General features: G+C 44.6%; 21 protein-coding genes. 14 read left to right on the forward strand and 7 right to left on the reverse strand.

Annotated features, from left to right (window positions below):
• Window positions 1-28 precede the first annotated feature (28 nt).
• The 6 genes from M3629_RS14855 (at window position 29) to M3629_RS14880 (ending at window position 8,133) form a co-directional block, all read left to right on the forward strand.
• A complete protein-coding gene (locus tag M3629_RS14855; protein WP_251507744.1) occupies window positions 29-547 on the forward strand; it encodes a hypothetical protein in 519 nt (172 codons plus the stop codon).
• Between the two features lie 167 nt (window positions 548-714).
• Window positions 715-1,947, forward strand: a complete 1,233-nt coding sequence (locus M3629_RS14860) for a WXG100 family type VII secretion target (RefSeq protein WP_251507746.1) — start codon at window positions 715-717, stop codon at window positions 1,945-1,947.
• The gene (locus M3629_RS14865; protein WP_251507748.1) at window positions 1,947-2,432 is read left to right on the forward strand and encodes a hypothetical protein; all 486 of its coding nucleotides are present in this window, start codon (window positions 1,947-1,949) and stop codon (window positions 2,430-2,432) included. The genes M3629_RS14860 and M3629_RS14865 overlap by 1 nt, the downstream gene beginning before the upstream one ends.
• Before the next feature lie 191 nt (window positions 2,433-2,623).
• Window positions 2,624-2,950, forward strand: a complete 327-nt coding sequence (locus M3629_RS14870) for a nucleoside triphosphate pyrophosphohydrolase (RefSeq protein ID WP_111270300.1) — start codon at window positions 2,624-2,626, stop codon at window positions 2,948-2,950.
• Window positions 2,934-5,372, forward strand: coding sequence for a DEAD/DEAH box helicase family protein (locus M3629_RS14875; protein ID WP_251507750.1), 2,439 nt, complete (start codon window positions 2,934-2,936; stop codon window positions 5,370-5,372). The genes M3629_RS14870 and M3629_RS14875 overlap by 17 nt, the downstream gene beginning before the upstream one ends.
• An 838-nt stretch (window positions 5,373-6,210) precedes the next feature.
• Entirely contained in the window at window positions 6,211-8,133 is a 1,923-nt protein-coding gene (locus M3629_RS14880; RefSeq protein ID WP_251507752.1) for a 3'-5' exonuclease, read from the forward strand.
• A gap of 148 nt (window positions 8,134-8,281) precedes the next feature.
• Here the strand turns inward: M3629_RS14880 and M3629_RS14885 are convergent, their stop codons facing one another.
• Entirely contained in the window at window positions 8,282-8,782 is a 501-nt protein-coding gene (locus tag M3629_RS14885) for a hypothetical protein (RefSeq protein WP_251507754.1), read from the reverse strand.
• A 362-nt stretch (window positions 8,783-9,144) separates the two neighbouring features.
• On the opposite strand from M3629_RS14885, the gene M3629_RS14890 reads away from it, so the two are divergent.
• Together M3629_RS14890 and M3629_RS14895 are read left to right on the forward strand one after the other, a co-directional pair.
• On the forward strand, window positions 9,145-9,633 hold the full coding sequence (locus tag M3629_RS14890; RefSeq protein WP_251507756.1) for a copper amine oxidase N-terminal domain-containing protein: 489 nt from the start codon (window positions 9,145-9,147) through the stop codon (window positions 9,631-9,633).
• A gap of 522 nt (window positions 9,634-10,155) precedes the next feature.
• Window positions 10,156-11,445: a galactokinase gene (locus M3629_RS14895; protein WP_251507758.1), complete on the forward strand. Its 1,290-nt coding sequence runs from the start codon at window positions 10,156-10,158 to the stop codon at window positions 11,443-11,445.
• A gap of 185 nt (window positions 11,446-11,630) precedes the next feature.
• On the opposite strand, the gene M3629_RS14900 is transcribed toward M3629_RS14895, so the two are convergent.
• On the reverse strand, window positions 11,631-12,938 hold the full coding sequence (locus M3629_RS14900) for an MFS transporter (RefSeq protein WP_251507760.1): 1,308 nt from the start codon (window positions 12,936-12,938) through the stop codon (window positions 11,631-11,633).
• A 227-nt stretch (window positions 12,939-13,165) separates the two neighbouring features.
• On the opposite strand from M3629_RS14900, the gene M3629_RS14905 reads away from it, so the two are divergent.
• On the forward strand, window positions 13,166-13,450 hold the full coding sequence (locus tag M3629_RS14905; protein WP_251507761.1) for a hypothetical protein: 285 nt from the start codon (window positions 13,166-13,168) through the stop codon (window positions 13,448-13,450).
• A gap of 296 nt (window positions 13,451-13,746) precedes the next feature.
• Here M3629_RS14905 and M3629_RS14910 read toward each other — a convergent pair whose 3' ends face one another.
• Window positions 13,747-14,058 carry a DUF1433 domain-containing protein gene (locus tag M3629_RS14910; protein WP_251507763.1) on the reverse strand — a complete coding sequence of 104 codons (312 nt, stop codon included), beginning with the start codon at window positions 14,056-14,058 and terminating at the stop codon, window positions 13,747-13,749.
• An 82-nt stretch (window positions 14,059-14,140) separates the two neighbouring features.
• On the opposite strand from M3629_RS14910, the gene M3629_RS14915 reads away from it, so the two are divergent.
• Together M3629_RS14915 and M3629_RS14920 are read left to right on the forward strand one after the other, a co-directional pair.
• Entirely contained in the window at window positions 14,141-15,511 is a 1,371-nt protein-coding gene (locus M3629_RS14915) for a lipase family protein (RefSeq protein ID WP_251507765.1), read from the forward strand.
• Window positions 15,512-15,550: 39 nt separating this feature from the next.
• Complete coding sequence (locus M3629_RS14920; protein ID WP_251507767.1) at window positions 15,551-15,847, forward strand: WXG100 family type VII secretion target; 297 nt, start codon at window positions 15,551-15,553, stop codon at window positions 15,845-15,847.
• A gap of 116 nt (window positions 15,848-15,963) precedes the next feature.
• On the opposite strand, the gene M3629_RS14925 is transcribed toward M3629_RS14920, so the two are convergent.
• Window positions 15,964-16,491 carry a hypothetical protein gene (locus M3629_RS14925; RefSeq protein ID WP_251507769.1) on the reverse strand — a complete coding sequence of 176 codons (528 nt, stop codon included), beginning with the start codon at window positions 16,489-16,491 and terminating at the stop codon, window positions 15,964-15,966.
• A gap of 127 nt (window positions 16,492-16,618) precedes the next feature.
• On the opposite strand from M3629_RS14925, the gene M3629_RS14930 reads away from it, so the two are divergent.
• On the forward strand, window positions 16,619-17,122 hold the full coding sequence (locus tag M3629_RS14930) for a hypothetical protein (RefSeq protein WP_251507771.1): 504 nt from the start codon (window positions 16,619-16,621) through the stop codon (window positions 17,120-17,122).
• A gap of 139 nt (window positions 17,123-17,261) precedes the next feature.
• On the opposite strand, the gene M3629_RS14935 is transcribed toward M3629_RS14930, so the two are convergent.
• From M3629_RS14935 to M3629_RS14945, 3 genes are read right to left on the reverse strand one after another with little or no spacing between them, the layout of a single operon-like run.
• Complete coding sequence (locus tag M3629_RS14935) at window positions 17,262-18,437, reverse strand: Ger(x)C family spore germination protein (protein ID WP_251507773.1); 1,176 nt, start codon at window positions 18,435-18,437, stop codon at window positions 17,262-17,264.
• A complete protein-coding gene (locus M3629_RS14940) occupies window positions 18,434-19,939 on the reverse strand; it encodes a spore germination protein (RefSeq protein WP_251507775.1) in 1,506 nt (501 codons plus the stop codon). Before M3629_RS14940 ends, M3629_RS14935 begins: the two co-directional genes overlap by 4 nt.
• Window positions 19,896-21,032: a GerAB/ArcD/ProY family transporter gene (locus M3629_RS14945; protein ID WP_251507777.1), complete on the reverse strand. Its 1,137-nt coding sequence runs from the start codon at window positions 21,030-21,032 to the stop codon at window positions 19,896-19,898. The genes M3629_RS14940 and M3629_RS14945 overlap by 44 nt, the downstream gene beginning before the upstream one ends.
• A 601-nt stretch (window positions 21,033-21,633) precedes the next feature.
• On the opposite strand from M3629_RS14945, the gene M3629_RS14950 reads away from it, so the two are divergent.
• Complete coding sequence (locus tag M3629_RS14950) at window positions 21,634-22,527, forward strand: NAD(P)-dependent oxidoreductase (RefSeq protein WP_251507778.1); 894 nt, start codon at window positions 21,634-21,636, stop codon at window positions 22,525-22,527.
• Between the two features lie 331 nt (window positions 22,528-22,858).
• A complete protein-coding gene (locus M3629_RS14955; RefSeq protein WP_251507780.1) occupies window positions 22,859-23,599 on the forward strand; it encodes a nuclease-related domain-containing protein in 741 nt (246 codons plus the stop codon).
• The last annotated feature ends 80 nt before the right edge of the window (window positions 23,600-23,679 follow it).

A 23,679-nucleotide genomic window follows, 5' to 3' on the forward strand; every position in this document is an offset into this window, starting at 1 on the left:
TTGGTATTAACTCATTGGAGGGATGACAATGGCAAGAAATTGGTCCATTACCGAAGCACATTGTAATCACCAAGAAGATTCTACTCCACGTTTTCAAGGATCTTATGACTCTATAGAATCTGTGTCCAGACGTAGTCCAGATGACTATATAGTGCGTAATACCATAATGGACTATCACCAGCATACAAAATATCACATCAAACTTGCCAACATCATGCATAGTCACAATCAGTTCCAGGCTTGTCTGATCCTCTGCGATTGTGCGCTAGCTTCTATGGTCAAGGCGTTATATATCCAAAAGTATCATGTAGTACATCCATCGAAGGAGCTTACCATGAATGAGATTTTGAATATAGTGCATACGGATACTGTGCCCGGACTGGATATCGCTTTGTTTATCGGTACGATTCAACATATGTCTTCCATAGAAGAGTTTAACCAGGATCGGACGCTAAAACCAAACAACATCAAGAAGCTGCTTCAACGAACAGAAGAAATACTAGAGGAGTTAGAGAACCGACTGATAAATGATATAGAATTGAAATAAACTATTAATTGAATGTAGTGGTCAGCTTTATTAAAAATAGGACTTCAAGAGTACAGGTACTTAGCGAAAGTTTTTTATAATAAGGAAAAATCAGGATATTGGACGGATGTATATATCACGTACTTCTGCTAACATAGTAAAATCTTATTTACTTCGGAGAGAAATCTATGAGTACAATTAAAGTAACACCAGAGCAACTACTACATGTATCCAAACAGATCGAGCAGGGAAGACGGCAGCTGGAATCAATACGAAGTGACCTGAGCGCACGGATCGGTTACATCGAGTCACAGTGGGAGGGTGCCACACAGGAACGGTTTTTCTATGATTTTCAGCAATCTCGTCCTGTACTGGATCGTGCACTGGAGAGTATGGTGAAGTCCTCTCAAGATCTCAAGGCTATTGCTGTGAGATTCCAACAAGCGGATCAGGAACAGGTTAGCGTGGGGGCAGTTGCTGGTTCGATCGCATTGCAGAAATTGGTGTCTGATTCGAACCATAATCCGGACACACCAGAGTACACGATGGTATATAATACGCAATTCCGTAAAATGATGCCAACGGATAAAGACGGTAATGTAATACCAGAAACACTTCGTGCGTATGAAAGAGATACCGGGTCACTGGACATGAAATCTGCACCTGATGTTGGGCCTGAGGGTGAGGATATCATGCAGTATCAGGTCGATGAATTGAAGAACGGGGTATACCCATTCTCAGGAGAACCCGTTTCTGAGAATAGGGCTAGACTGCTAATAACCAGTCTGCAAGCCAGTAATATGTTGATGGCTTTTGCGGGAATGTATAATAGGGGGTACAAGGTTCCGAAAAGTGGGTTAAAGCTATCAAAAGATATAGCAGCGAAGCCCGGTCACGTTCCCAACAAAACATTGCATGATAATCCGATACTCAGCAAAACGAACAAAGGATTAGAAGTACAATATACTAACCATGCTGGCAACAGAATTGTATGGATCGAGCAAAATCCTAAAAATATACCTCATGCTATAGATGCTGCAAAAAATAGCCGTGATACAGGTAAAGTTGTTGAGGGGAAAGTCGGTGAATTTGTAGAAAGTCATGTTGGGGTAACTGGATTTGGAGTGGAAGTTAAAAATGTGGACAATAAATTAAGAGTTACGGATCTGGATGTTGTTACAAACTCGCAAATTATTGAAGTGAAAAAATCAGCGGGAGCAGTGAAAATAGACCAAATCGATAGACTCGTGGATATAAATCATAAAGAGTTTTTTAATCATAATAAGAAGGAAGTTGTTTTATATATTGACGCACCGCTGGAAAATACGGGTCCAATTGCATCTGGGAAAATCGATTATGCAAAAAGTAAGGGCGTAAAAGTAGTTAACTCGTTGGATGAATTAAGGGAGGTACTGAAGTAATGGCATCGGCTTTTGTATTGGTAGAAGAGAACAGTAATATATCCATAGATCGTTTGGTGAGAGATATACGACAAGTTTGTCTGGAATCAAACCTACATTTAACTGATGGAATTCAAGATGTAGATTCAGAGCAGAACATGAAACATTGTGCCTTGGGTATTTCATGTCCAAACCAAGAAGAGTCAGACCATGGCAAGGTAAATAATACGATCAGAGTCGATGTGTACGATGAACCTGCTCTACATCAATACAGAGAGCTGGAATGGAGAGAGGATGGGCAGGTATACTTTAACACACTTATTATTGATGAGGTTTATCAAAATGAAGAGGTCACGCTGACCTTTCTGTATAATTTTCTTACGAGACACCCACAGATGATAGTTTGGATAGAGGAAGATTGGGTGTATACATTGTCTGATCTGGATAAAGCTTTGAAAACTTCTAATCTCTCTGATTGGTGTTATGTGAACCCGAATTCCTTATAGGTAACACGAATTTCGAAGTAGGCCCATCTCAACTCCTAAACGAGTAGTTATGGGCTTTTTTTACCTCTTATTTGCTCCCGCCACTTTACAAAATCAACCGTTCACCATTCATGGCAAATGGTATAATGGCAAAAAGGGAGATTCTGGCGCGGTGCTGGAAAGCTGCCACAGTAGAGAGGATGATATACCACATGCCTACATACAACAAATTGGTACGGGACAAGATTCCGCATATTATCACATCCAGCGGTAAGGAGTGTCGGACGCGCATTCTGGACCCGGAGGAATATAAGCAAGAATTGAGAACAAAGCTGAGTGAAGAGTCGGAAGAATACATGAGTGCAGAAAGTGATCAGGAAGCACTGGAAGAACTGGCAGATATGCTCGAAGTGATCCGGGCGCTGGCAGAGGTTCATGGAGCTAATGCGGCGCAGCTGGACAAGCTGCGTGCAGATAAAGCCGAGGCTCGCGGAGGATTTCAGGAGAGAGTGTATCTGATCGATGTCGACGAAGCTTAATGTAAAACTGATTACCGACAATCTGGCCGATGAACTTATTACCCGGATGCAGCATGCGTCCGGGATTTATATTATGACGTCTTTTATTATGCAATCTGGAGTCAAGCTGCTTGCTCCGCATTTGAAACGAGCGGCAGAACGCGGGGCAGAGGTGCGAATGCTCGCGGGAGATTATTTGTACATCACACAGCCTGAAGGATTACGGGCACTTTGTGAAGTTGATTCACGAATCGAAGCAAGACTTTGGCGAAGCATGGGTACTTCTTTTCACCCGAAAGCGTATCTGTTTGATCATGAACATGGGGAAGGCATGCTGATTGTCGGCTCATCCAACTTTTCATTCACGGCGCTCAAGACGGGTTATGAATGGAACTTGGCAATGAATGCCGAGGCGGAGCCGTATACGTTCCAGTCGGCTTTGGAGAAGTTCATGCAGAGTTTCTATCACGAGACAACTTTGCCAGTGAACCCGGATTCCATCGCGTTGTATGAAGAAGAGTATCGGCAGTATCACCAGAAGAACCCGGAGATGATCCAGCGGATCATGGAGATGGAGGAAGCGGAGTTTGGTACAAGGCTGCCAGAGGAGGAGACCGAACAAGAGTCTGCTGTCTTTTCTCTTTTGCCTATTCAGCCGCGATTTGCTCAGTTAGATGCGCTCGAAGCATTGAACGCCACGATGGAGGAGCAGTATGAAAGAGCCATGGTGGTGATGGCTACAGGACTTGGTAAAACTTATCTGGCGGGTTTTTTCGCCCAAAGGTTTAATCGGGTTTTGTTCATAGCGCACCGGGAAGAGATTTTGAATCAGGCGAAAAAATCGTTCCAGCAGATCATGCCGGAACGCAGTCATGGGATATTTAACGGCAAGCATAAGGACGGAGAGGCAGACTGTGTGTATGCTTCGATCTATACGCTGAGTTTGCAACGGCATCGGGATGTGTTTGCGGCTGATGCCTTTGATCTGATCGTGGTGGATGAGTTCCATCATGCGGCGGCGAAGACGTATATGAAGGTCATTGAATATTTCCGTCCACAGTTTCTACTCGGCATTACGGCAACCCCGGATCGACTGGATGGTAAGGATGTATATGCGCTGTGTGACGGGAATGTCGCGTACCAGATGCATTTTATCGAAGCGATTCGGCGTGGATGGCTTGCGCCATTTCAGTATTACGGTGTATTCGACGATACGGATTATTCGCAGATTCGCTGGATCGGCACCAAGTATGATGAGGAACAGCTTATGTCCGTTCAGCTGCAAGAGGAGCATGTGGAAACGATCTATGCGGCCTGGATGCGGCACAAGCAGACGAGAACCATCGGTTTCTGCTCATCCATTCGTCAAGCGGACTACTTGGCTGCGTATTTCCGCAGTCAGGGGGTAGAGGTGCTTAGTCTGCATTCCCGTACATCGGAAATGTCGCGCGAGGAAGCCATCCGGCGACTGGGTGCGGGAGAACTCGAAGTTGTGCTGACCGTAGATCTATTTAATGAAGGAACGGATATTCCAAGCGTAGATACGCTACTCTTCGTTCGTCCAACCGAGTCACTTACCGTATTCACCCAGCAGGTAGGTCGCGGGTTGAGGTTAGCCGAAGGAAAGTCACACTGTGTTGTCATCGACCTGATCGGGAATTATCGCAATGCGGATGTGAAGCTTAGCCTGTTTGATGTACGGGGAGAAGAGGAACGCGGTGGAAAAGCGCTGGACGTAGCTATACCGGAGGTTCCGGATAACTGCGGCATTCATTTGGAGACCCGGGTAGTGAATCTGCTTCAGGAACTAAGCCGCAAGCGGATGCCACGCCGCGAGAAATTGCATCAGGATTTTCTGGCTGTCAAACGTGAGCTTGGTCGCATCCCGACTTATCTGGAGCTTCATCTTATGGGGCAGTCTAAAAGCATCGGATACCGGAGCGAATTTGGCTCATATGTCGGTTTCCTTTACTGGGCGGAATTATTATCCCCGGCTGAGGGAGAAATCTATGTTCGGCATGAGGCATGGCTGCGAGATGTAGAGAAGACGATCATGAACAAAAGCTATAAGATGGTCGTGCTGCTCTATATGTTGGAGAGAGGCGAGATACACTGGATGGAACCGATCACACCGAGTGAGATGGCTGAATTTTTCCATACGTACCTGACGGAAAAGGAGTATCGGAAACGAAAGGACTTTTCGGATAAAGGTAAGGTCGCGCTCACGGAATGGAATGAGAAAACGGAAAGTGAGATCAAGAATCTGATTATCGACATGCCCATGTCTAAGTGGAGCAGGGCAAAGGGAAGTATGACGTGGTTCGAAGATGGCGTATTCTCGTTGAATATAGAGGTGCATAACTCAGAGGAAAGAGCAGTGTTATATCGCTGGACACGGGAAATATGTCTGTATCGGTTGCATGCGTATTTTGAGCGGGGATAAACTCTCTTCAATTCTAAATCTTAATATAGCTTTATCTTCAGATGGGATTAATATCTCCAATAGAACTAGTATAGAGCATTTAAACGAAAACCAGACTACACACCCTTTTAGAGTATGTAGTCTGGTTTCTATTTTTCATATCTTGTTTTCCATAATCGATAAATATAAACAGCAATGAGTATAAACGTAGGTATGATTACGGGTTGAATTAAATTGCCAATAGGCAGGGAACTCATAAGCGAAATGACGTAACTGACTATTGCAAACCCAACAAACAGTGCTAGATTCCCAATGAAAAATTGGCTGACAGGTTTCTTCTGATACCGATACATTACAACAATCATTGCGATCACAAATATTACGAGGAACATCGATTCTGAGAGCGTTGTCCATCTTCCAAGCTGGCTAATGGAGTCAACACCGTTTTGTGTAATGTTCGTCTCAGAAAGCCACTGTTGAGCATGGCTTAACCGTGTATTCTCCCAAATAACATACATGCTGTAACTGATAAGTAATAGAACCATGTATATAAGTAAAAAGAGTGAGAGGAGCCTTTCATTTTTGGTTTGCATGTAGTGTCACCTCTTTTTTTCATAGTGCTTCTATCTGTCTAAGGCTGTGATCTGATGGATGGATTGGTAAACCTTAACATAAATATAGTTATTAAGAAACCTAATATGCGATTATGAGATACATTACTACAAAAGATTCAGGAAAAAAGAATGAATTTAATCTGTACCTTTGCACAACTGCGAATTTTAAATGTGGAAAATTGTGGTGGACTAGTGGATAATGAAATTATAGCAAGTTTAGATCATTAGAATTAGGAGCGATTGGCATGGCGAATACAGTACCAGAAGTAATTCCGAAGAAGGCGACAGCAGGAGAACGACTATTATTTGAGACGTTAAAGAAACTTCTGCCTGAAGAATATATCATTTATTATGAACCTGAAATTCGCGGGAGAAGACCGGATTTTGTCATTATCGGACCTGATTTAGGATTGCTGGTACTGGAAGTGAAGGATTATACCAAAGGCACGTTGTATCAAGTGAATCGGGATGAATGGACGCTTCGTAATACAGCAGGTGAGTTGGTCACTGCCCGAAGCCCTTTGAAGCAAGCGAGGGATTATGCTTTTTTGATTACAGACCAGTTGAAGAAGGATAAGAATCTGATCAAAGAGGGAACACCAGGATATTTAAAATTCAATTACGGCTACGGTGTGGTATTCAGTCGTTTGAAGCAGCAAGATTTTCTACACATGGACCTATACAGTGTAATCGATCCCTTATTTGTACTGACTAGAGAAGAAATGGACCCAGATGATGAAGATTTCTCGGCAGAGATATTGATTGAGAAATTACTACATATGTTCACGGTTCCTACTCGGAATCGTTATAGCTTGACACATGAAGATATACAGGCGATCCGCTACCATCTGTTTCCTGAAGTGCGAATCAGTGCGGAGCGCAAAGAAGTTGTGCCTCATCAGGATCAGCTCCTATTATCCTTGCATAATATTAAGACGATGGACCTACATCAGGAGAAGATGTCGAAGCAGGTTGGGGATAAGCATCGTTTGATTCGCGGTGTTGCCGGTAGTGGTAAAACGCTCGTTCTTGTCAGTCGTGCAAGCATGCTCGCTAAGGAGCATCCAGACTGGAATATCCTTGTACTTTGCTATGGTTCAACCTTGTCACAGTATCTAAAACAGGCCATTGTACAGAAGTTGGCGGAGCCTGAGGATTTATTTGATTTTGCTGCGCAGACTACGTCTTCCGAGCTCCAATCTAATATTCAGGTGAAAACGTTCCACTCGTGGCTTGGACAGCAGTTTCGAATCATAGACAGGAAACTGCCCGATTTGTTGGAAAAGGTGGAACAGGGGCAACAAGAATTACCGAAGTATGATGCCATTCTGATTGATGAGGGACAGGACTTTGATGCAGATTGGCTGAGGCTGGTGAGCTTATGCCTCAATGATGAGACGCAGTCGCTGTTACTCGTAGAGGACCGGGCACAAACCATCTTCAAACGTAAAAACAGCCTGGCACAGGATACCGGATTAGACTTCCGTGGTCGTTCCAAGATTTTAACGATTAATTACCGGAATACGGCACAGATTGTGCAGTTTGCCTGGGATTTCTATAAAGATCAGTCCAAGTTACAGCAGAAAGTTATTAGTAACGGGGCTGATGCGATTGAGATTATTCCTCCTCAGTTCACGAAACGCAGAGGTCCTGAACCTCTGATCTATCGAAGTAAGAGTACAAAACTTGAAATGGAGTTTGTTTCAAAATCCATAGACTATTTACGTCGTGAAAAATCATTTGCTCTGAAGGATATTGCCATTTTGTACAGGGTACAGGAATCCAATCAAGTAAATATTATTGAAGAATTGGGAAAAACTCTGGACGATAACAGTCTGACGTATAATTGGGTAACGCGGGATGATCAGTCCAAGAAGAATTTTAATCGCGAAGAGGACAGTATCAAAGTATTAACGATTGACAGTGCAAAGGGACTGGATTTCAGAGCCGTGTTTATCATCTCGATTGAGACAATGCCTCGCAAAGCGGGGAAAGAAGATGAAGTCGATGAACGTGAAGTGTCTCGTTTCTATATCGGAATGACACGAGCGTTGGAATGGTTATTTCTAAGCTACTCTGGAGAATCCCGATTCACCAAATATCTTGATGAGGTTCAACGGCAGAAAGCGAATAATCCTACATCTGGTTCTGCATCCCTTGTGAAATAGGCGGTAAAGCTAAAATAAACAAAGAAAAGCTTATCATTACTTCATCTTATTGAAGCGGATAAGCTTTTCTTGCAATATGGATCTTGAATCTGATGAGTAGTCCAGTATCCTGGCTGTTCTGGATGCTTAGTGAAGAGCAATTTTAGAATCAAGAAGATATGCTCGCCCATTTAATTGATGAACTGGATAGCTGTTTAACCGCATCATTAATCTGGCGTTCGAACATTATTCGATCCGGATCATCTGTAGCCTTGTCCATCATATTCTTCACACTATATCCTGTGATGCCATCCACAGTTATCGTTCCATTGTTCTCAATAAACGCAAATGGTACGTAAACGGCTTCGCCATTACTTTTAATGAACCAGGCATTCGCTGTTTCGTCATACTCCTGGAAATTCACCAAATATCCTTGCACATGATCCCAATCCTTTGCTTGTTCGCCACTTTTCATATCAATTAAAAATTTCTCCAGATAGTTGATGGCAGCAGTGACCATCTTATCTTTGTATGGTGAATCGCTATAAGGTTGATGCGGCTCTTGGATATCTATTTGAGTGTAATCTACAACAGAATGTTGATCTATGGTTGTGCAGGAAACTAGCTGAGTACTAAAAAGTAAAAATAGCATAAAAAGGACATGCTTCAATGAGATCACCTTCCAGTAGATTTGATAAACACAGGTAAACGCAGACACATACCTTTATTGTTACAAGGCGTTAGATAGACTACGTTTTTTCAATGATCAATTCATAGAGTTATTTGATAATTTCAGTATTACAGTATTACATTTGGAATTCGAAATAATTGCTCAAATCTTTTGGTGGGGAATAATACAAGTTAATCTAGGAAATTCCTATAGTAATCATTCTACTATAATTATTTGTTTATAGAGTGAATACATAAATCAGCAAAACAATATTTTTTCTATGAAACTAAACCCGTTGCGATCACGTTTACCACAATAGAGAAGTTGACAATAGAAACTGAAACAGAAGGGATGACATTGCTATGAAAAAATGGATACTGTTTGCTACCGCACTATGCGTTGTCACCGTAGCCGGTGCGCTGTATGCTTCAGCTACCAAAGCTAGTGCAGCGGCATCCACAACAGCCTACACCTTAACCGTGAACGGCAAAGAGATACAGACGAGTAAAACGGAACTGATGCCTTTCGAGCAAAAGGGGACGGTTTTGGTGCCTTTGCGCGCTACGGCAGAGTCTTTGGGATACAAGGTTAGCTGGTTGCCAGCAGAGAAGGCCATTCGTGTAGAAGACAGCATTCAATCCGTTATCGTGAAGGAAGGTAACACGCTAGCTAAGTTTACGGGTAAACTGAAAGTCATCAATCTGACTCAGGATGTAGAATTGCCTGTGCCCGTTCAATCCAGAAAAGGCATAACCTATGTGCCTGCTTCATTCTTTGAACCTTTTTTCAACGAGGTTATTGTAAAAGAGGGGAACGTGTCCATCTCAGCGCAAATGTCGAGCATCCAATAGCTTCATGTCCACAACGATGTTTGAGTTAGATACGATATGGGTCGATGTTTGCAGACTGTTCATGGAAGGAAGTCCGATCCATCCGAACCTTACCTTTGAAGCCATGCCCCCACAACGGAGCATAAGTCTTAAAGGTTTTTTCTTTTTTCAGGCGGGCGAACAAATCAACAAAACAAAATAAGATCAGACCAGATATGCAACCAAAAAGACTAAAGCACATCAGTATGTATATTACTCAAATAAATTCCTGTAGTCAGTACGTATATTACCGCCCCTTTTCAACGAAAATATGGAAGAAAATACACCATCAAGATTCATATTCCATAATCTCGTTCAAGTTGGGGATTACGCATTTTTACAAATGGACACATGTTTCAAAAAACGCTTCCAAAATTTCAATTCTGCCCTACCTTTTCGGCTCAGAAGCTGAGATAATGGGGATGGCTAATCCGATGAAGGATTTTAGACGACATAAGGGATAGCGGTTACATGCCGCTTGCATATGAAATGGGAGGAATAGAGATGACCACACAGGTAACAGAACTCATTCAATCACAAAAGGGACAGGCTTTGCTTGCGCAAATGTACGGACCACAGCATGTAGAGGAGCAGGGTGCCCGTTACGAGAAGCTGGACGCTTCGTTCCGCGAGCATTTCGGTGAGCAGGAGCACATGCATCTATTCAGTTCCCCGGGCCGCAGTGAGATCGGCGGTAATCATACGGATCATAACCATGGTAAAGTGCTCGCGGGAAGCATTACGCTGGACACGATTGCCGTGGCTGTGCCGACAGGCGACAACGTCATTACGTTTTACTCCGAGGGATACGACAAAAAGTATGTCATCAACCTTGCTGACTTGAAACCTAATGCGGAAGATGACGGTACTACCGGATTGATTCGTGGTATGGCAGCTGGCTTTGTAGAGCTTGGATTCAACATTGGTGGATTCAAAGCGGATATCTCCAGTAACGTATTTGCGGCTTCGGGTGTCAGTTCTTCAGCATCCTTCGAAATGTTGATCTGCACGATCCTGAACCATTTCTATAACGATGGCAAGCTGGATGTCGTGACGCTGGCGAAAATCGGACAATATGCGGAAAATCATTACTGGAACAAACCGTCCGGCCTGCTGGATCAGATGGCTTGTGCATATGGCGGTCTGATCTCGATTGATTTTGCAAATCCGGCTGAACCTGTGATTGAGCCTGTGGAATGGAATTTCCAAGAGAACGGATATTCCCTGGTCATCGTGAATACAGGTGGCAACCATGCCGACCTGACAGAAGATTATGCTTCAGTGCCTAACGAGATGAAAGCCGTTGCGAAAGCACTTGGCGCTGAGTATGTTCGTGAGATTTCAGAAGAAGATATTTATGCCAAATTGCCTGCAATTCGTGAAGCAGCCGGAGACCGTGCGGTGTTACGTGCATTGCACTTCCTGGCTGAGAACAAACGTGTGGATGGACAGGTATCCGCTTTGCGCGAAGGACGTTTTGCTGACTTCTTGTCACTGATCACTGCATCGGGTAACTCTTCATGGAAATGGTTGCAGAACGTGTATCAAGGCGGGGCTTCCCGTGAACAAGAGATTTCCGTGGCACTTGCCTTGACCGAGAACTACCTGAGCAACCTTGGCGATGGCGCATGTCGTGTGCATGGTGGTGGATTCGCAGGTGTTATTCTGGCGATTGTGCCAAACGAGAAGGCAGAAGAGTATATGAACTGGATGCACGGTATGCTGGATACACCAGTTATTGTCGTTAACGTGCGTCAGCATGGTTCGATCTGCTTGAATGCAGAACTGAATTAATCAGGCGGGTTATAGCTATAAGAAGACAGAATAAAATAAAAGCGGATTCGGGTAGGATATTCCTTCCGAGTCCGCTTTTTATTATAGACTGAGATTCACCAATAGCCTCATGCAGAAATTTTGAGATAGTCACTGCTTTTGCAGGAATCGAATTGACGATATCTTTATATTGACGAATGCTGTACTCAATTCTCAGCTACATTACGCATTTTGGATGCAAACAGGAAGCAAGCGAGAATGTAAACGCCACTTAGTAACAGGTAAGGCAATTGCAGCGAGAACAGACGGTCGAAAAAGGTTTCGCTCACGCGAACGAGCAATCCGCCCAGCAAGGTTCCAATAGCGCTGATGCCAAACGACAGGAAACGGAACACACTGCCTACACGCCCGAGCAGTTCATTCGGGACGGAGCGTTGCAGGATCGAAGAACGAACCACGTTATAGACAACAATGAAGAAGGCTGCACAGAAATACAGACCACCCACCACATAGGCATTGGACGTCAGACCAACAGCCCCATAGAGCAGACCCATCGACAGGATGGACAAAAGAATTAATTGCTTGGAACTCCAGCGTTTTCGCATATAAGCTACAGCCTGACTACCCAGAATACTACCGATGGTTGCAATCGATATAAGGATGCCAAATGCATACGCTTCCAGTTGTAATACTTCACGTACAAAGAAAATTTGAGTCACCAGAATCATAGAGAACATTAACGTAATCGTAACCGACAAGATGGCTAGGCCGCGAAGAAACCGATCTTGAACCACGTACTGGATACCGGACCACATCTCACGTCTCCAATTTTTCATCGGACGGGTTTTCTGCTCTGATTCATCTGGAGTCGTTTGTTTCGCAGCTCCCGCTGACGCCTCTTGGGCTTGCGATTCTTTGGATTTCGTCGCAGGCTTGAAGCTACCTCGCAGACCCATAATGAGTAGCAGTGAGATGAGAGCCGTTACGGTGTCGATGGCAAAAGGATAGACGATATGCATCGTAATAATAAATCCGCCTAACGCAACGCCCAGAATATCACTGGTAATCAGCTGACCAGCCGTAAATTGGCCGTTGGCTTTTTCCAGCTTTTTCTCATCCACAATCTGAGGAATAATCGTCTGCACGGTGCTGTCGAAGACAACGCGGCTTAGACCAATCCCAAACATAAACAAGGCAAGCAGCGGTATACTGATCCACCCTCCCCAGATACAGATCGTTAGCATGAATAGAAACATCATACGGGTAAAGCTGGCTCCGACCAGCATATGTTTGCGTGAATATCGGTCGATGAGCACGCCAACTGGCAAGCTAAAAATAAGCCAGGGCAGACGCAAGGCTGTCATCGTAATGGATGCGTATAACGTATCCGTCGTTAGCGTGGAGACGAGCCAAGGGACAGCGGCAAGAGTTAATCCATCCCCTAGAAAAGTAAGGGAAAAGGCACCGAACAGCTTGGAGTAGTTATGTTTCGTAGATTTTGATTCGATTTTCATTCGTTCCTCCGTTTCGTAGATGAAATGTTGGTCTTTTTTCATACTAGCCAGGTTGACTGTTGAATTGGAATAATATAAATGTATGATAATGTAAACTGGATTTCAATCCTGAATTTGTAAACCGATTGCGTATCATGTGATAGAATATTTAGTAAAACAGCAAACTTGGCCGTCTTTTACAGTGTTATTTAATGTAGTTGAAAGCATTGAATCGAGGAGGTGAGTTTATGAATAAACCGAACGGCAACATGAGCCAGGAAGAGACGCGTTTATACGAGGAACTTCGTTGTGCACTGGAAGACGTGCCACAAGGGAAAGAACGGGAGCAAGTGATGGAGCGACTGATTCGTCAGTTAAAGTCCGCCAACTGGCGCAATCGACGTTTGGATGGGATCAAGGAGTACTGGAGGGAAGCTAAACCAGTTAAGTTATGGATCTGGATTGCCGCTGGAGCAATGGCTCCTGTTGTATTTTTCTGCTTATTTATCTGGGCATCCCTTTGGGTGGAGTGAAGCGTGATGCGTGGTTGAAGAACGATTCATATAGCACGTGTAAAGATGCAATGGATATTAGTGTTCTGGTAACAACGTCCTATGAATAAATCAAATAAAGTAGGTTTAGATTAGGATGTTGATAATGACCATTTACTCATTTATAGGCGTTGTTATACACGATATGTATTAGATGATCTATAATGATTCTACTTCTTTGGAAAATGCAGGATAGCTTCAATCCTATACGTGTACACCAAAAAGAGCCTGATGTAGTATCAGGCTCTTACGCAGGGTCAAGCTGGTGACATTATATTCTATTTAGAGGATTTGATCGCATCAGGTACTGAACCGGTTTTTACCGTATACGTATCATAATCAACCATTGCAAAAATTTCCTGATCTTTGTGTCCTTGTACATACCCTGTCAGTGAAACCGTATGAGATAGATCCGCGGGGATGAACTTATGATCTGTAAACACAACGTCAATGTCGTAAGTTTCTTTGAAATAAACCAAGCTTACTTCCTCGGCCTTTTGGATAATCTCCTTTTTTTCGCCGGACATACAACCTAATAAAGTAAGTGCAACCGTGCCTAGTATTAGAAAAAGAAAAAATGACTTTTTCAATATTTCACCTCATATTCCTAATATTGTCGTTAGATATTGTGCATTATACAACTTCTTCTAAATTGAGAAAAGGATGATTTGATTGAATTCTTACAAGCCGGACGAATTATATATGAAAATATCAGAACTTGCTTATACGAATGTCCCTGCTGGAAGAAGTAATGTTTTGGATAAGGATGAATATAAAGATTGGACTACAGTTGAACCTGATGGTGCAGAATTGCATAGAAAGTATTCCGGGTTTGATGCAGTTGTACTTGAGAATCCAAAAACGAATCAAGTAATTATAGGTTATCGTGGAACAGAACCGGCAGGCAAGCTTACAGATAAGGCAGCGGATTGGGAAACAGATGTCTTCGACGTTCTAGGCGGTAGAACCAGAAGACTTGAAGATGCAGTGAACGACCCGGAACGTTATAACATTTTTAAGAATAGTCCATTTAAAGCTATAGTGGATAATGAACAATGGGAAAACAATCAGTTTCACCAAGCTGAGGAACTATATGAGGTGGTACAGAAGGCATATCCTGACTCCGATATTACGGTGACAGGTCATTCTCTTGGTGGTGGCTTGGCTCAATATGTTGCCGCTCGGAATGATGTATCCGGGATGACCTACAGTGCCCCAAGTGTGATGAATCTGCTGGATGATGCCAGCATTGCCAAGGTTAACGAAGGATACTTCGATAACAAAATACTTAATGTTGTTCATCCCAATGACTCTGTAGGTGCGGGCGGATTAGTCGAATATGACAGACATGTCGGTGTTACCGTATATAAAGGGCAAGATTTCGAGTCGGCCAATGCGATGTACCAGGATTGGAAATTTCAGTTACAGCTGAAACTCCCGTTTCAACCTCTGGGGGCTGGATCACCGATGCTGGTGCATGATTTAAAACTCGGTTTTGATCTGGATAAATTGCAAATGGGCAACATTGTCAGACTCATGGATTCCTTTTCCAAGGATGAGGGGAAAGGGTATCACTCCATGAAACAATATCGTTTTGATGAGAAAGGGAACTTGATCGGTCCATTAATTGATCGGAAAACAGGGGCTACCTTCGACATCTCACCTAGGTGGACTGCGCACCAAGAGGCTCTTTCGGCCTTCTCTAAGATTACCTCAGGAGCTGTCGGCACTTTGATATCTGCTATTGCTGGCAACCAAGGGGGACTAGGCGGAGGAAAGATACAATTAACACCGGAAGAGTTAGCTCAGTCTGCTCGTGAAATGAGAATGAGTCTAACTGGATTTTCCAGTGATGCGCAAGCATCGATTCAGATGTTTCAGACGCATATTTCCACAAGCGAAAGTCAGTCTTTTACCCCAATTGCGTATAACGCGACAGCTACCCTGCAACGGATCAATCGTTGGTACCAGGAATCGATTAGTGAGATTGCAGATTACATTGAGCGTAAGCGAGAAGATTTTGTCATTGCAGACCAGCAGTAAAGAACAAGGCATCTTATTCAGACTAACAGGAGGAAGGACATGGGCAGAATTTCCGTATCCTTATCAGACTTAAGAAGAGCAGTTCAGCAATGTGAGCAGTTACAACAACGGCTTATGCAGCAGGAGCAGAAAATGCGAACGATCCATGGAAGATTAGAGCAGGATTGGGTAGGTGCATCGGCAACTGAACTAACCTCCAAAATGCAGTCTTTTGTAGAAGGAGCCTCCACTAAACTTGCCGAACTTGAAGCCCATAAAGAGGAACTCAAACGATATATTCGTAAGATGGAGGAAGCAGATCGGGAAGATCGCAGAGCAAGACGAATGTCTCACTAACCTTGAATACGGCGAATAACGAGGAAATAGTTAGAATCGGGAAGCAAGAAGCTCCGAGTCTAACTATTTATATTTATAATATAAATGTGGCTGGCCTGAGAGAACGAGGTGGGCTGTTACTTATTCATCACCTTGACCTGATCTTGCACATATTCATGGTAGTCACGAAAACTGTTGATGTGTTGCAGGGCATCTGTTTTCGCAGACTGGATTTTAATTTTTCCGGACGGAGGATTGTTTTTCATCTGGGTGACTGCATTCTTGGAGCCCTCAATATTTCCTGACATTTCCTGAATCCGCTGCAATAAAGCAGGGTGACCTTCATATTGGAGCATCTCGGCGAGTGGTCTCATCTCTTCAAGTTTTTGACCTGAACGCTCCAGCGTTGTCATGACCTGATCTCCATCCGTGTTGACGCTTAGAGAAACCATGCGATGGATATGATCTTTCTCCATTCTTTCCAGAGCTTCTAGGTGAGAAGCTTCTAACCGTTTGGGATCTCCCCAGCTTCGGGCTTGTTGTCCGCTCGGGTTCGTTTGCTCGGCAGTAGGCATGTTGTTACTGTTGTTGCCATTGCCGCATCCCCAAACTAGAGAGGTACATGCCAGTATCGCTCCAATAGCAACGATGCGTTTTAAACTCATGTTGTCACTCCTTCAATATTTTCCTGAAGGTAGTATGAGCTATTTTTTCCAAAAACATGCCTGATTTTTTAAGGATAGATCCCTATTCAGCATGATTAGGAAGTAAAACAGGATAGGAGGGGATAGAATGAAAGTGATCAAACGCATTAACAAGCCGTATCTTATCTTCCTGATATGGAATGTGCTCATGGTTTTTGCCGTAGATGGAATGACCATTAAGCATGAAATGGGTAAAGGGGTATCTGGGAATGGCAATCTGGGTATTCTGGCTTTATTTCCATCCGTGCTTACATTTCTGATCTTATGTTTCTGGACGGCATATGTCACGAAATGGTGGTTCTATGACCAACGCGAGTATTGGGGGAGATGGGGCAATGCGGTGGTCAGTGTTGTTGCCGCAGCATTGTGTGTATTGTCTGTCTTCTGGGAGATTTACATCTTTGAAGACCTGCGCGTACAGCTTAACGGTTATACACATGACCCGGAATCAGCAGTATATCGTTTTGGATGGCTGAACCAATATACGAATACGCTATACTACAACTTTCCGATTTTACTGTTTGGCGTATCCTTCGCAGTCATCATCGGCTGGGTGCTGGAGCTAGTGCAGCGTTTACGCTCGAAGTCTTGATGGCAACGTTTGTTGCTTGTCCAGGTGCAGAGCCTGATTGTTATTTCCTACCTTTATATCCATACCTACGTTGAAAAAAATGATGTCTAAAAGCCCTCCTGCTGAACATGTTTGGTGCTCAGCAGAAGGGTTTCTTCCATTACACTTTCCTCTTGTATTTACCGGTATACGGAATCGTCAGGTGAATATTTAAAGTTTCAATGGAATCCTCCGTGAGAATGAGGTTTTCCCCATCCCCGGATAACTTGTGCCACAGTTTCGGGTTTTTACGATACAGTTTTTCTTGCAGACCGTATACGTCTACGCCCTTTTTCAAGCCATTCTGATAGGTTTGCATTATCTGTTCTTTGAGTTTGGCTTCACTCAAGCGGGTCATCTCGTCATAAGTCATGGGAACGAGGTATTCATACAGTGCGGTCAGATATTTGGCATCAATTCGAAAGGTAACTTTCTCTCCTCGGATAATCGGCTCTATTTTTATTGTGGGCAGTCCAACACTGAGTGCTCCGTAGATTACATCATTTTTTTGAACCAGTAGAGGAGCCCGGCGCATACCTTTAATCAACCAATGATAGCCGGACAATTCGTCTCGAGACAAAAAATTGAACTTTTCACCCATCCTTTCAAAATAAGCTCCTTCAATCAGAAACAAGTCATGTTCCTTTTTATTTTGCAGCCATAAGTCCTTGTTTAAGGCAATGACAGGCAGATACGTCGTGGTTGCAGGATCATTATGCTTGGCAATCAGTTCGAAGCTGAGTACAGGCGCAAACAGCGAATTTTCCATGTAACTGGGCAACGGATTGTGAAGGATGCTGTCCAGTGGAGACAAGTTGTAGATTGAAGCGGTGCTCAGAATGTTCAGCAAAGGCTCCCTTGTACCGTATACCCAAGTGGTATACCTTGCTTCCGGGAATCGTCCAAGCATATCAAATACATCCTTGATGTGTCTTGTGTTTAGCACACTTTCAGCCATAACGATGGCTGTGACATGTCCCCAGGCGATGTGAAGCTGCGAGGCACGCCATAACTCGTTAATGGCGAGACTCATTGTTTTTCCTTGAGCGTGTCCGACCCAGATGGGAGGGGCTTCGGCTGTTTTGCCTGAATTATCACTTTTGGCTATGCTCGAAAAATCAAGAGTCTGCACGTAAATATGATACATACCGTCCTTGTATTCGATACCAATCGCTTTGGCATAGTCTACTTGCTGGATTTCATATGCGCTCCAACATCCGGTGGTCATGATGCATAGCGACAGACTCAATAAACTCAGTAACCAGCGTTGTAACCAGCTAGGTAGTATACGGCTCATCGACCTTTGCCATCCTTGCGCGGTTTTTGTGTCTCCAGGTAGACAGGTCTACGTTTTCCCAAACCCGTAGGGACTTTGAACAGAGAGGCAATAGCTTGTTTGAAATTCAGCGGTGTTAAGGGTGTAAGATATGGGATTCCAAACGATTTTAAGTCCGTCAGATATATTAGAAAAAGGATCATGGACAGAATGAACCCGTAAATCCCCAGTGTCGCTCCCAAGATAAAACAAAGAAAGCGCAAAATGAGTATAGAACTGGTCATGACTTGATTGACAATGGTTGCTCCAGCTACAACGGTAACGGCGATGACGACAATCATGAGCGGAGAGACCATACCGGCCCGAATGGCTGCATCTCCGATAATTAGACCACCGACGACGGTTAACGTCTGTCCAATGGCGCTAGGCAAACGGACGCCGGCTTCCCGGAACAGCTCCATGAGCAGCATAATGAGAAACATCTCAATGCCAGACTCCATAGGAAGCCCCATGCGGCCGACAGATATCGTTGCGACGAGGGGAAACGGAATTTGATCCATATGGAAAGAAGTCAGCGCGATATAGAAACCGGGCAAAAATATAGTGACAAATAGACCAATGAATCGAAGCAAACGCCCCATGTTCACCGGAAGGAAGGGGAAGCTGGCATCCTCGGGTGATTTAAGTAGCAAAAACAGGTTTACAGGTCCGATAATCACACTGGGATTACCGTCTACGATCAGAACGAAGCGACCATTCAGCAAGCATTCCGATGCAAAATCAGGTCTGCCCGTGTAATGCGTCAATGGAAACAAGGTGATCTTGGCAGGTGAGAGCAATTCTTCCAGATCATTTGCCGTCATAAGACGTTCGGTTTGAATGGCATGGAGACGATGTTTTATATCCTTGATCAACTCTGGGTTGGCAATGTTTTTCATATACATCAGAGCCACTTTGGTTGCTGAACGTGATCCGATGAGTTCGATACTGCATGCAAGTTCAGCCGTACGCAACCGGCTACGAATCAAGGATACATTGACTGCAAGTGGTTCAATAAAACCATCCCTTGCTCCACGGATCGAGACTTCTGTCGTTGACTCTTCTGGTGTCCGTGTAGCCATATTGGAGATATCGATGCTCCACATGGTCTGCAGAGAGGGAAGGCATAGGAGCAGATGCCCTTCAAAAACACGAAGCGATATTAGCTCCGTTCCATACTGCGCATCATCAAGGTCAACGCTGTTCCATTGTAGGTTAATATTTTTTTCAATGTCAGACTTGCGTATGAAATGTGTGATCTCGTAGGTTCGCTTCATTTCCGGCAAGATGATGTCATGGATAATCTGTGTATCGACCATGCCGCTGCAATAAGCGACAACGAGCTTCATCTGTCCGTCACCAAGCCGGTGGCTGTCGATAATCACATCATCGGAGCCTGCAAAAAAAGTTTCCAGATGATGCTGATCGATACGGAACCGTTTAGTCCCTGGACGGGTTGGTTTCGTTCGCGGCGTTTGAGCCATGAGCAGGAGCCTCCTTGTCCTTTTTATGAATAAGAGCGGCCAGTGTCAAAAGAGTGGTGATGATTGCCACGTAAGAGAGCATGGCTGGAAACTGAATGTGATCGACATAATAATCAACGTAATCAATGCGCCACCACTGAATAGCCAAAGCGCACATGATCAGCGTGAGACAGAGGATGGTAATGTAGCGTTTCTTAGGTCTGCGGATATCCAGCAGATCAACAATCAGGTACATGGAGATGGCAACACGTGCAAATGAACCACTGAGCCATTGGTAGATCGAGAGAAAATCAACGTGCTGAAACAGTTTGCCGATATTGACGAGTTTCCATTGTTCGTATGGACTGTTCCGCTGTTTAGCCGCTTCTTCTGGCCCGAATTCAACAATGGCTCCGAGTGTAGGTCCCAGCGCCATGCTGATCATGAAGAGGCCAAGCAACAACACATGCCACCAGCGTAGCTTGCCTTTAATGTCATGTTGAAAGAGCATCAACACCCAGATCTCCATGAGTCCCGCTAGAGAGTAGATCATTCCTCGGATGACGGGAGTCCAGCCATGTTCCATCATGGGGAAGAGCTGACTGTAATCTTTGTATTTCATATTGGCCGACATGACAAAGTAGCCAAGCAGAATGACCAGAGGTAATAGAATACTGGATGTCATTGCAATCGAACGAATGCCTTTGGCTGCTGACCAGGCAGCAACCAGAGCACCTCCACCAGCCAGCACATAGGTCGGTGTAAAAGGGAGATAGGTGGATACCGTCCAGTTGGTGGTTTCATATAAGGTGTGTGTCCCTAGCGAGAAGAGCAACAAGACCGCAGTAATGCGAAAGATCCAGGAGGGAACGACGCCGAACTCACGCGTGATCCAATCGGTCAAGCGCTGTCCGCGAATACGGCGGATAATGATGTACATCATACCCAGGAACAGCATGAACAATGGCGCTGCAGCGAGAACAGAGAGCCAGCCATCTCTTCCGGCCACATCCAGAATGGCGGGGACAGACAAGACGTGACAGACCAGCCCGGCACTGAGCAAAATAATGGAGATGGATAACCAGATGGTGATCTGTCCTTTTTCCTGATCCATGTCCATCCCCTCCCATTTCGATGTGTTTTCGTTAGATTGTACAGTCTATGAGAAAATGATTCGTTTTTCAGATTTTTTCACAGAAAAATCAGCCCGAGATGGACGGAGGGGAAAGAAAGCTATAACATATACGATATAAGGTATAGGTCAAGGTATGAAGCAGAAGGTATGAGAAGTGAGCTCTCGCTCACCACTTAAATATTCTAACGATCTCAGATGAGCTTATTTAAGCGAAATGGGGAGTTATGGAATTCTAACGATCACGAGAAGCCTTATTTTGCTGAAAAGACAAGATTAACACCCATTGTTGAACCGATTCTCCGAAATAAGGTCTCCTGGGATCGTTAGAATATAAAAAGGTGTGATATTGCTCAAATAGCGTTCCTGGTGATCGTTAGAAAAAATATGCAATCGGTCCCGGGGCTATGGAGTAACAATGGCATCGCCTTATCCTCATTCGTGACTGAGTATCTGCATCTTCTTCAACAGAGTATGGATAAGCACTTGTAGCACCCGATCTCACTATGCAGCACCCAATCTCACCATGTAGCATTTCATGTCACACTATGGATCACTCAAGATACGAGGGAGGAAACTTGCGATGACACAATCAACTAAATCACCTGAAGAGATCAAAGTAGGCTTTATTGGAACAGGCGTTATGGGAAAAAGCATGGCTGGTCACATTCAGCGTGCAGGCTATCCGCTTCATGTATACACGCGCACTGCCGCTAAGGCAGAAGCGCTCGTGAAGGAAGGTGCTGTCTGGCATGAAACGCCCGCAGAACTGGCTGCTGCTTGTGATGTGATCATCACTATGGTCGGTTATCCCAAGGATGTCGAGGAAATTTATCTCGGAGAAGGCGGGCTTGTTGCTCATGCCAAATCAGGTTCAACCCTGATTGACATGACGACTTCCAGCCCGCTGCTGGCTGCGCGCATCGCCGAAGCTGCGGAAGCCAAAGGTTTGCATGCCCTGGACGCGCCTGTATCTGGCGGCGACATCGGCGCAAGGGACGGCAGGCTGTCCATTATGGTGGGTGGTGACGGGCAAGCTTTTGAAGCGGTTCGTCCGATCTTTGAGCAGATGGGCACCAACATTGTGCTGCAAGGCAAGCCGGGCGCCGGACAGCATACCAAAATGTGCAACCAGATTGCCATCGCCTCTGGCATGCTTGGCGTATGCGAAGCACTCGCCTATGCCAAGATGTCGGGGCTGGACGCGGAGAATGTGCTGAAGAGTATTGCGACCGGTGCAGCCGGAAGCTGGTCCCTCAGCAACTTGGGTCCGCGCATGATCGCAGGCGATTATGAGCCTGGATTCTATGTGAAACATTTTATCAAAGACATGGGCATTGCACTGGAATCTGCTCAAGCGATGGGCATGAACACACCGGGACTGGCTTTGGCGGAATCGCTCTATCAGGAAATATCGAAAAATGGCTTGGATGAGAAAGGTACACAAGTGCTCTATACGTACTATCTCCAGGCTTAGAAGATGAACATGGGAAGACAGCAGCGGACTCTTTTGCTTAGGGAAAAGGGGATGCTGCTTTTTCTTTATATCTTGAAATCGAAATGAACTTGATAGGGATTTGATATGGAATTATTATGGATTTAATGTGCGTCTAAAGTCGCAGGTTTGGGTATATACTGTCGTGCACATTTAACGAAACAATGAATTTGGCCAATGTCTCTTTATTTTTGTTCGACTTTATCCGACATAAGGTATAGAAGTTTTCATGTAAAAGGTTCTACACATCTACATAAACCATAATTCATAAGCTATATTTTATTAACCATTCCAAATAGAACGGAGCTTGCCCATGTTCAAGAAAATTTGGTCTCTGTTCAAGGCGCAGCCAGAGCTTGTGAGCCCGCTTACCGATTCTGTTGCAGCATCGGCTCTGCAGCCAGTTACAGCAATTCCTCCACGTCTGGCCCGTGGTCGGCGCAAAAAGAAGAAGTCCGAACCCGATTGGATCAGCACGCCGCAAGAACCAACAACCGCCGAATTACTGCTTGGTTTGCCCAGTGAATATAAAGTGTTGAACGATCTGCTGGTGACCAATCCGAAGTCGCGTTCGGGATATTCCCAGATTGATCATGTCGTGATTGGCCCGCGGGCGATCTTTGTCATCGAAACCCGGAATCTGACAACTGGAGAGATTCGCGGGGGCCGCCGCGAGGCAAATTGGTCCGTGAGCAGCAGCAGGGTCAAAATGTATAATCCGCTCATGCAACACCGCGCTCATGTTGAAGCAATTCAGGCACATCTCGGAGATTACAAGCGTGTTCGGCTGGTTTCCATGGTGACGTTCACGAACCGTTGCCGGATCAGTGTTGATCCTGCGGTAAGGTATGTTAATTCCGATGAAATGATTATTTATGATCATGAATTGGTGGAGACCATTCAGCGCAAAACGGAACGACTGGAGACAGAGCTTCCGGAGACCTTGTATCAAGAACAGGACACTCAGGCGATCTGGAACATGCTGAACGCTGTAAATTCAACGGATCATCAGATTCGGGCCGAGCATATGGCGAAAGCTAAAGGAATTAAATAGGCAATTTATAAGCAATTAAACCGCGAAGATACAGATACACGAGTAAAGGTGAAAGCGGATAATTTTGGAATAATGAGTCA

The sequence above is a fragment of the Paenibacillus polysaccharolyticus genome, from assembly GCF_023714295.1.
Lineage (GTDB): Bacteria > Bacillota > Bacilli > Paenibacillales > Paenibacillaceae > Paenibacillus > Paenibacillus polysaccharolyticus_A.

What these genes read in the sequence shown, in the direction of transcription:
- M3629_RS14890 (WP_251507756.1), top strand. Translation starts at nt 9,145, where the DNA reads ATGAAAAAATGGATACTGTTTGCTACCGCACTATGCGTTGTCACCGTA.
- M3629_RS14950 (WP_251507778.1), top strand. Translation starts at nt 21,634, where the DNA reads ATGACACAATCAACTAAATCACCTGAAGAGATCAAAGTAGGCTTTATT.
- M3629_RS14955 (WP_251507780.1), top strand. Translation starts at nt 22,859, where the DNA reads ATGTTCAAGAAAATTTGGTCTCTGTTCAAGGCGCAGCCAGAGCTTGTG.
- M3629_RS14900 (WP_251507760.1), bottom strand. Translation starts at nt 12,938, where the DNA reads ATGAAAATCGAATCAAAATCTACGAAACATAACTACTCCAAGCTGTTC.
- M3629_RS14930 (WP_251507771.1), top strand. Translation starts at nt 16,619, where the DNA reads ATGAAAGTGATCAAACGCATTAACAAGCCGTATCTTATCTTCCTGATA.
- M3629_RS14920 (WP_251507767.1), top strand. Translation starts at nt 15,551, where the DNA reads ATGGGCAGAATTTCCGTATCCTTATCAGACTTAAGAAGAGCAGTTCAG.
- M3629_RS14945 (WP_251507777.1), bottom strand. Translation starts at nt 21,032, where the DNA reads ATGGATCAGGAAAAAGGACAGATCACCATCTGGTTATCCATCTCCATT.
- M3629_RS14860 (WP_251507746.1), top strand. Translation starts at nt 715, where the DNA reads ATGAGTACAATTAAAGTAACACCAGAGCAACTACTACATGTATCCAAA.
- M3629_RS14880 (WP_251507752.1), top strand. Translation starts at nt 6,211, where the DNA reads ATGGCGAATACAGTACCAGAAGTAATTCCGAAGAAGGCGACAGCAGGA.
- M3629_RS14935 (WP_251507773.1), bottom strand. Translation starts at nt 18,437, where the DNA reads ATGAGCCGTATACTACCTAGCTGGTTACAACGCTGGTTACTGAGTTTA.
- M3629_RS14895 (WP_251507758.1), top strand. Translation starts at nt 10,156, where the DNA reads ATGACCACACAGGTAACAGAACTCATTCAATCACAAAAGGGACAGGCT.
- M3629_RS14865 (WP_251507748.1), top strand. Translation starts at nt 1,947, where the DNA reads ATGGCATCGGCTTTTGTATTGGTAGAAGAGAACAGTAATATATCCATA.
- M3629_RS14925 (WP_251507769.1), bottom strand. Translation starts at nt 16,491, where the DNA reads ATGAGTTTAAAACGCATCGTTGCTATTGGAGCGATACTGGCATGTACC.
- M3629_RS14870 (WP_111270300.1), top strand. Translation starts at nt 2,624, where the DNA reads ATGCCTACATACAACAAATTGGTACGGGACAAGATTCCGCATATTATC.
- M3629_RS14940 (WP_251507775.1), bottom strand. Translation starts at nt 19,939, where the DNA reads ATGGCTCAAACGCCGCGAACGAAACCAACCCGTCCAGGGACTAAACGG.
- M3629_RS14875 (WP_251507750.1), top strand. Translation starts at nt 2,934, where the DNA reads ATGTCGACGAAGCTTAATGTAAAACTGATTACCGACAATCTGGCCGAT.
- M3629_RS14905 (WP_251507761.1), top strand. Translation starts at nt 13,166, where the DNA reads ATGAATAAACCGAACGGCAACATGAGCCAGGAAGAGACGCGTTTATAC.
- M3629_RS14855 (WP_251507744.1), top strand. Translation starts at nt 29, where the DNA reads ATGGCAAGAAATTGGTCCATTACCGAAGCACATTGTAATCACCAAGAA.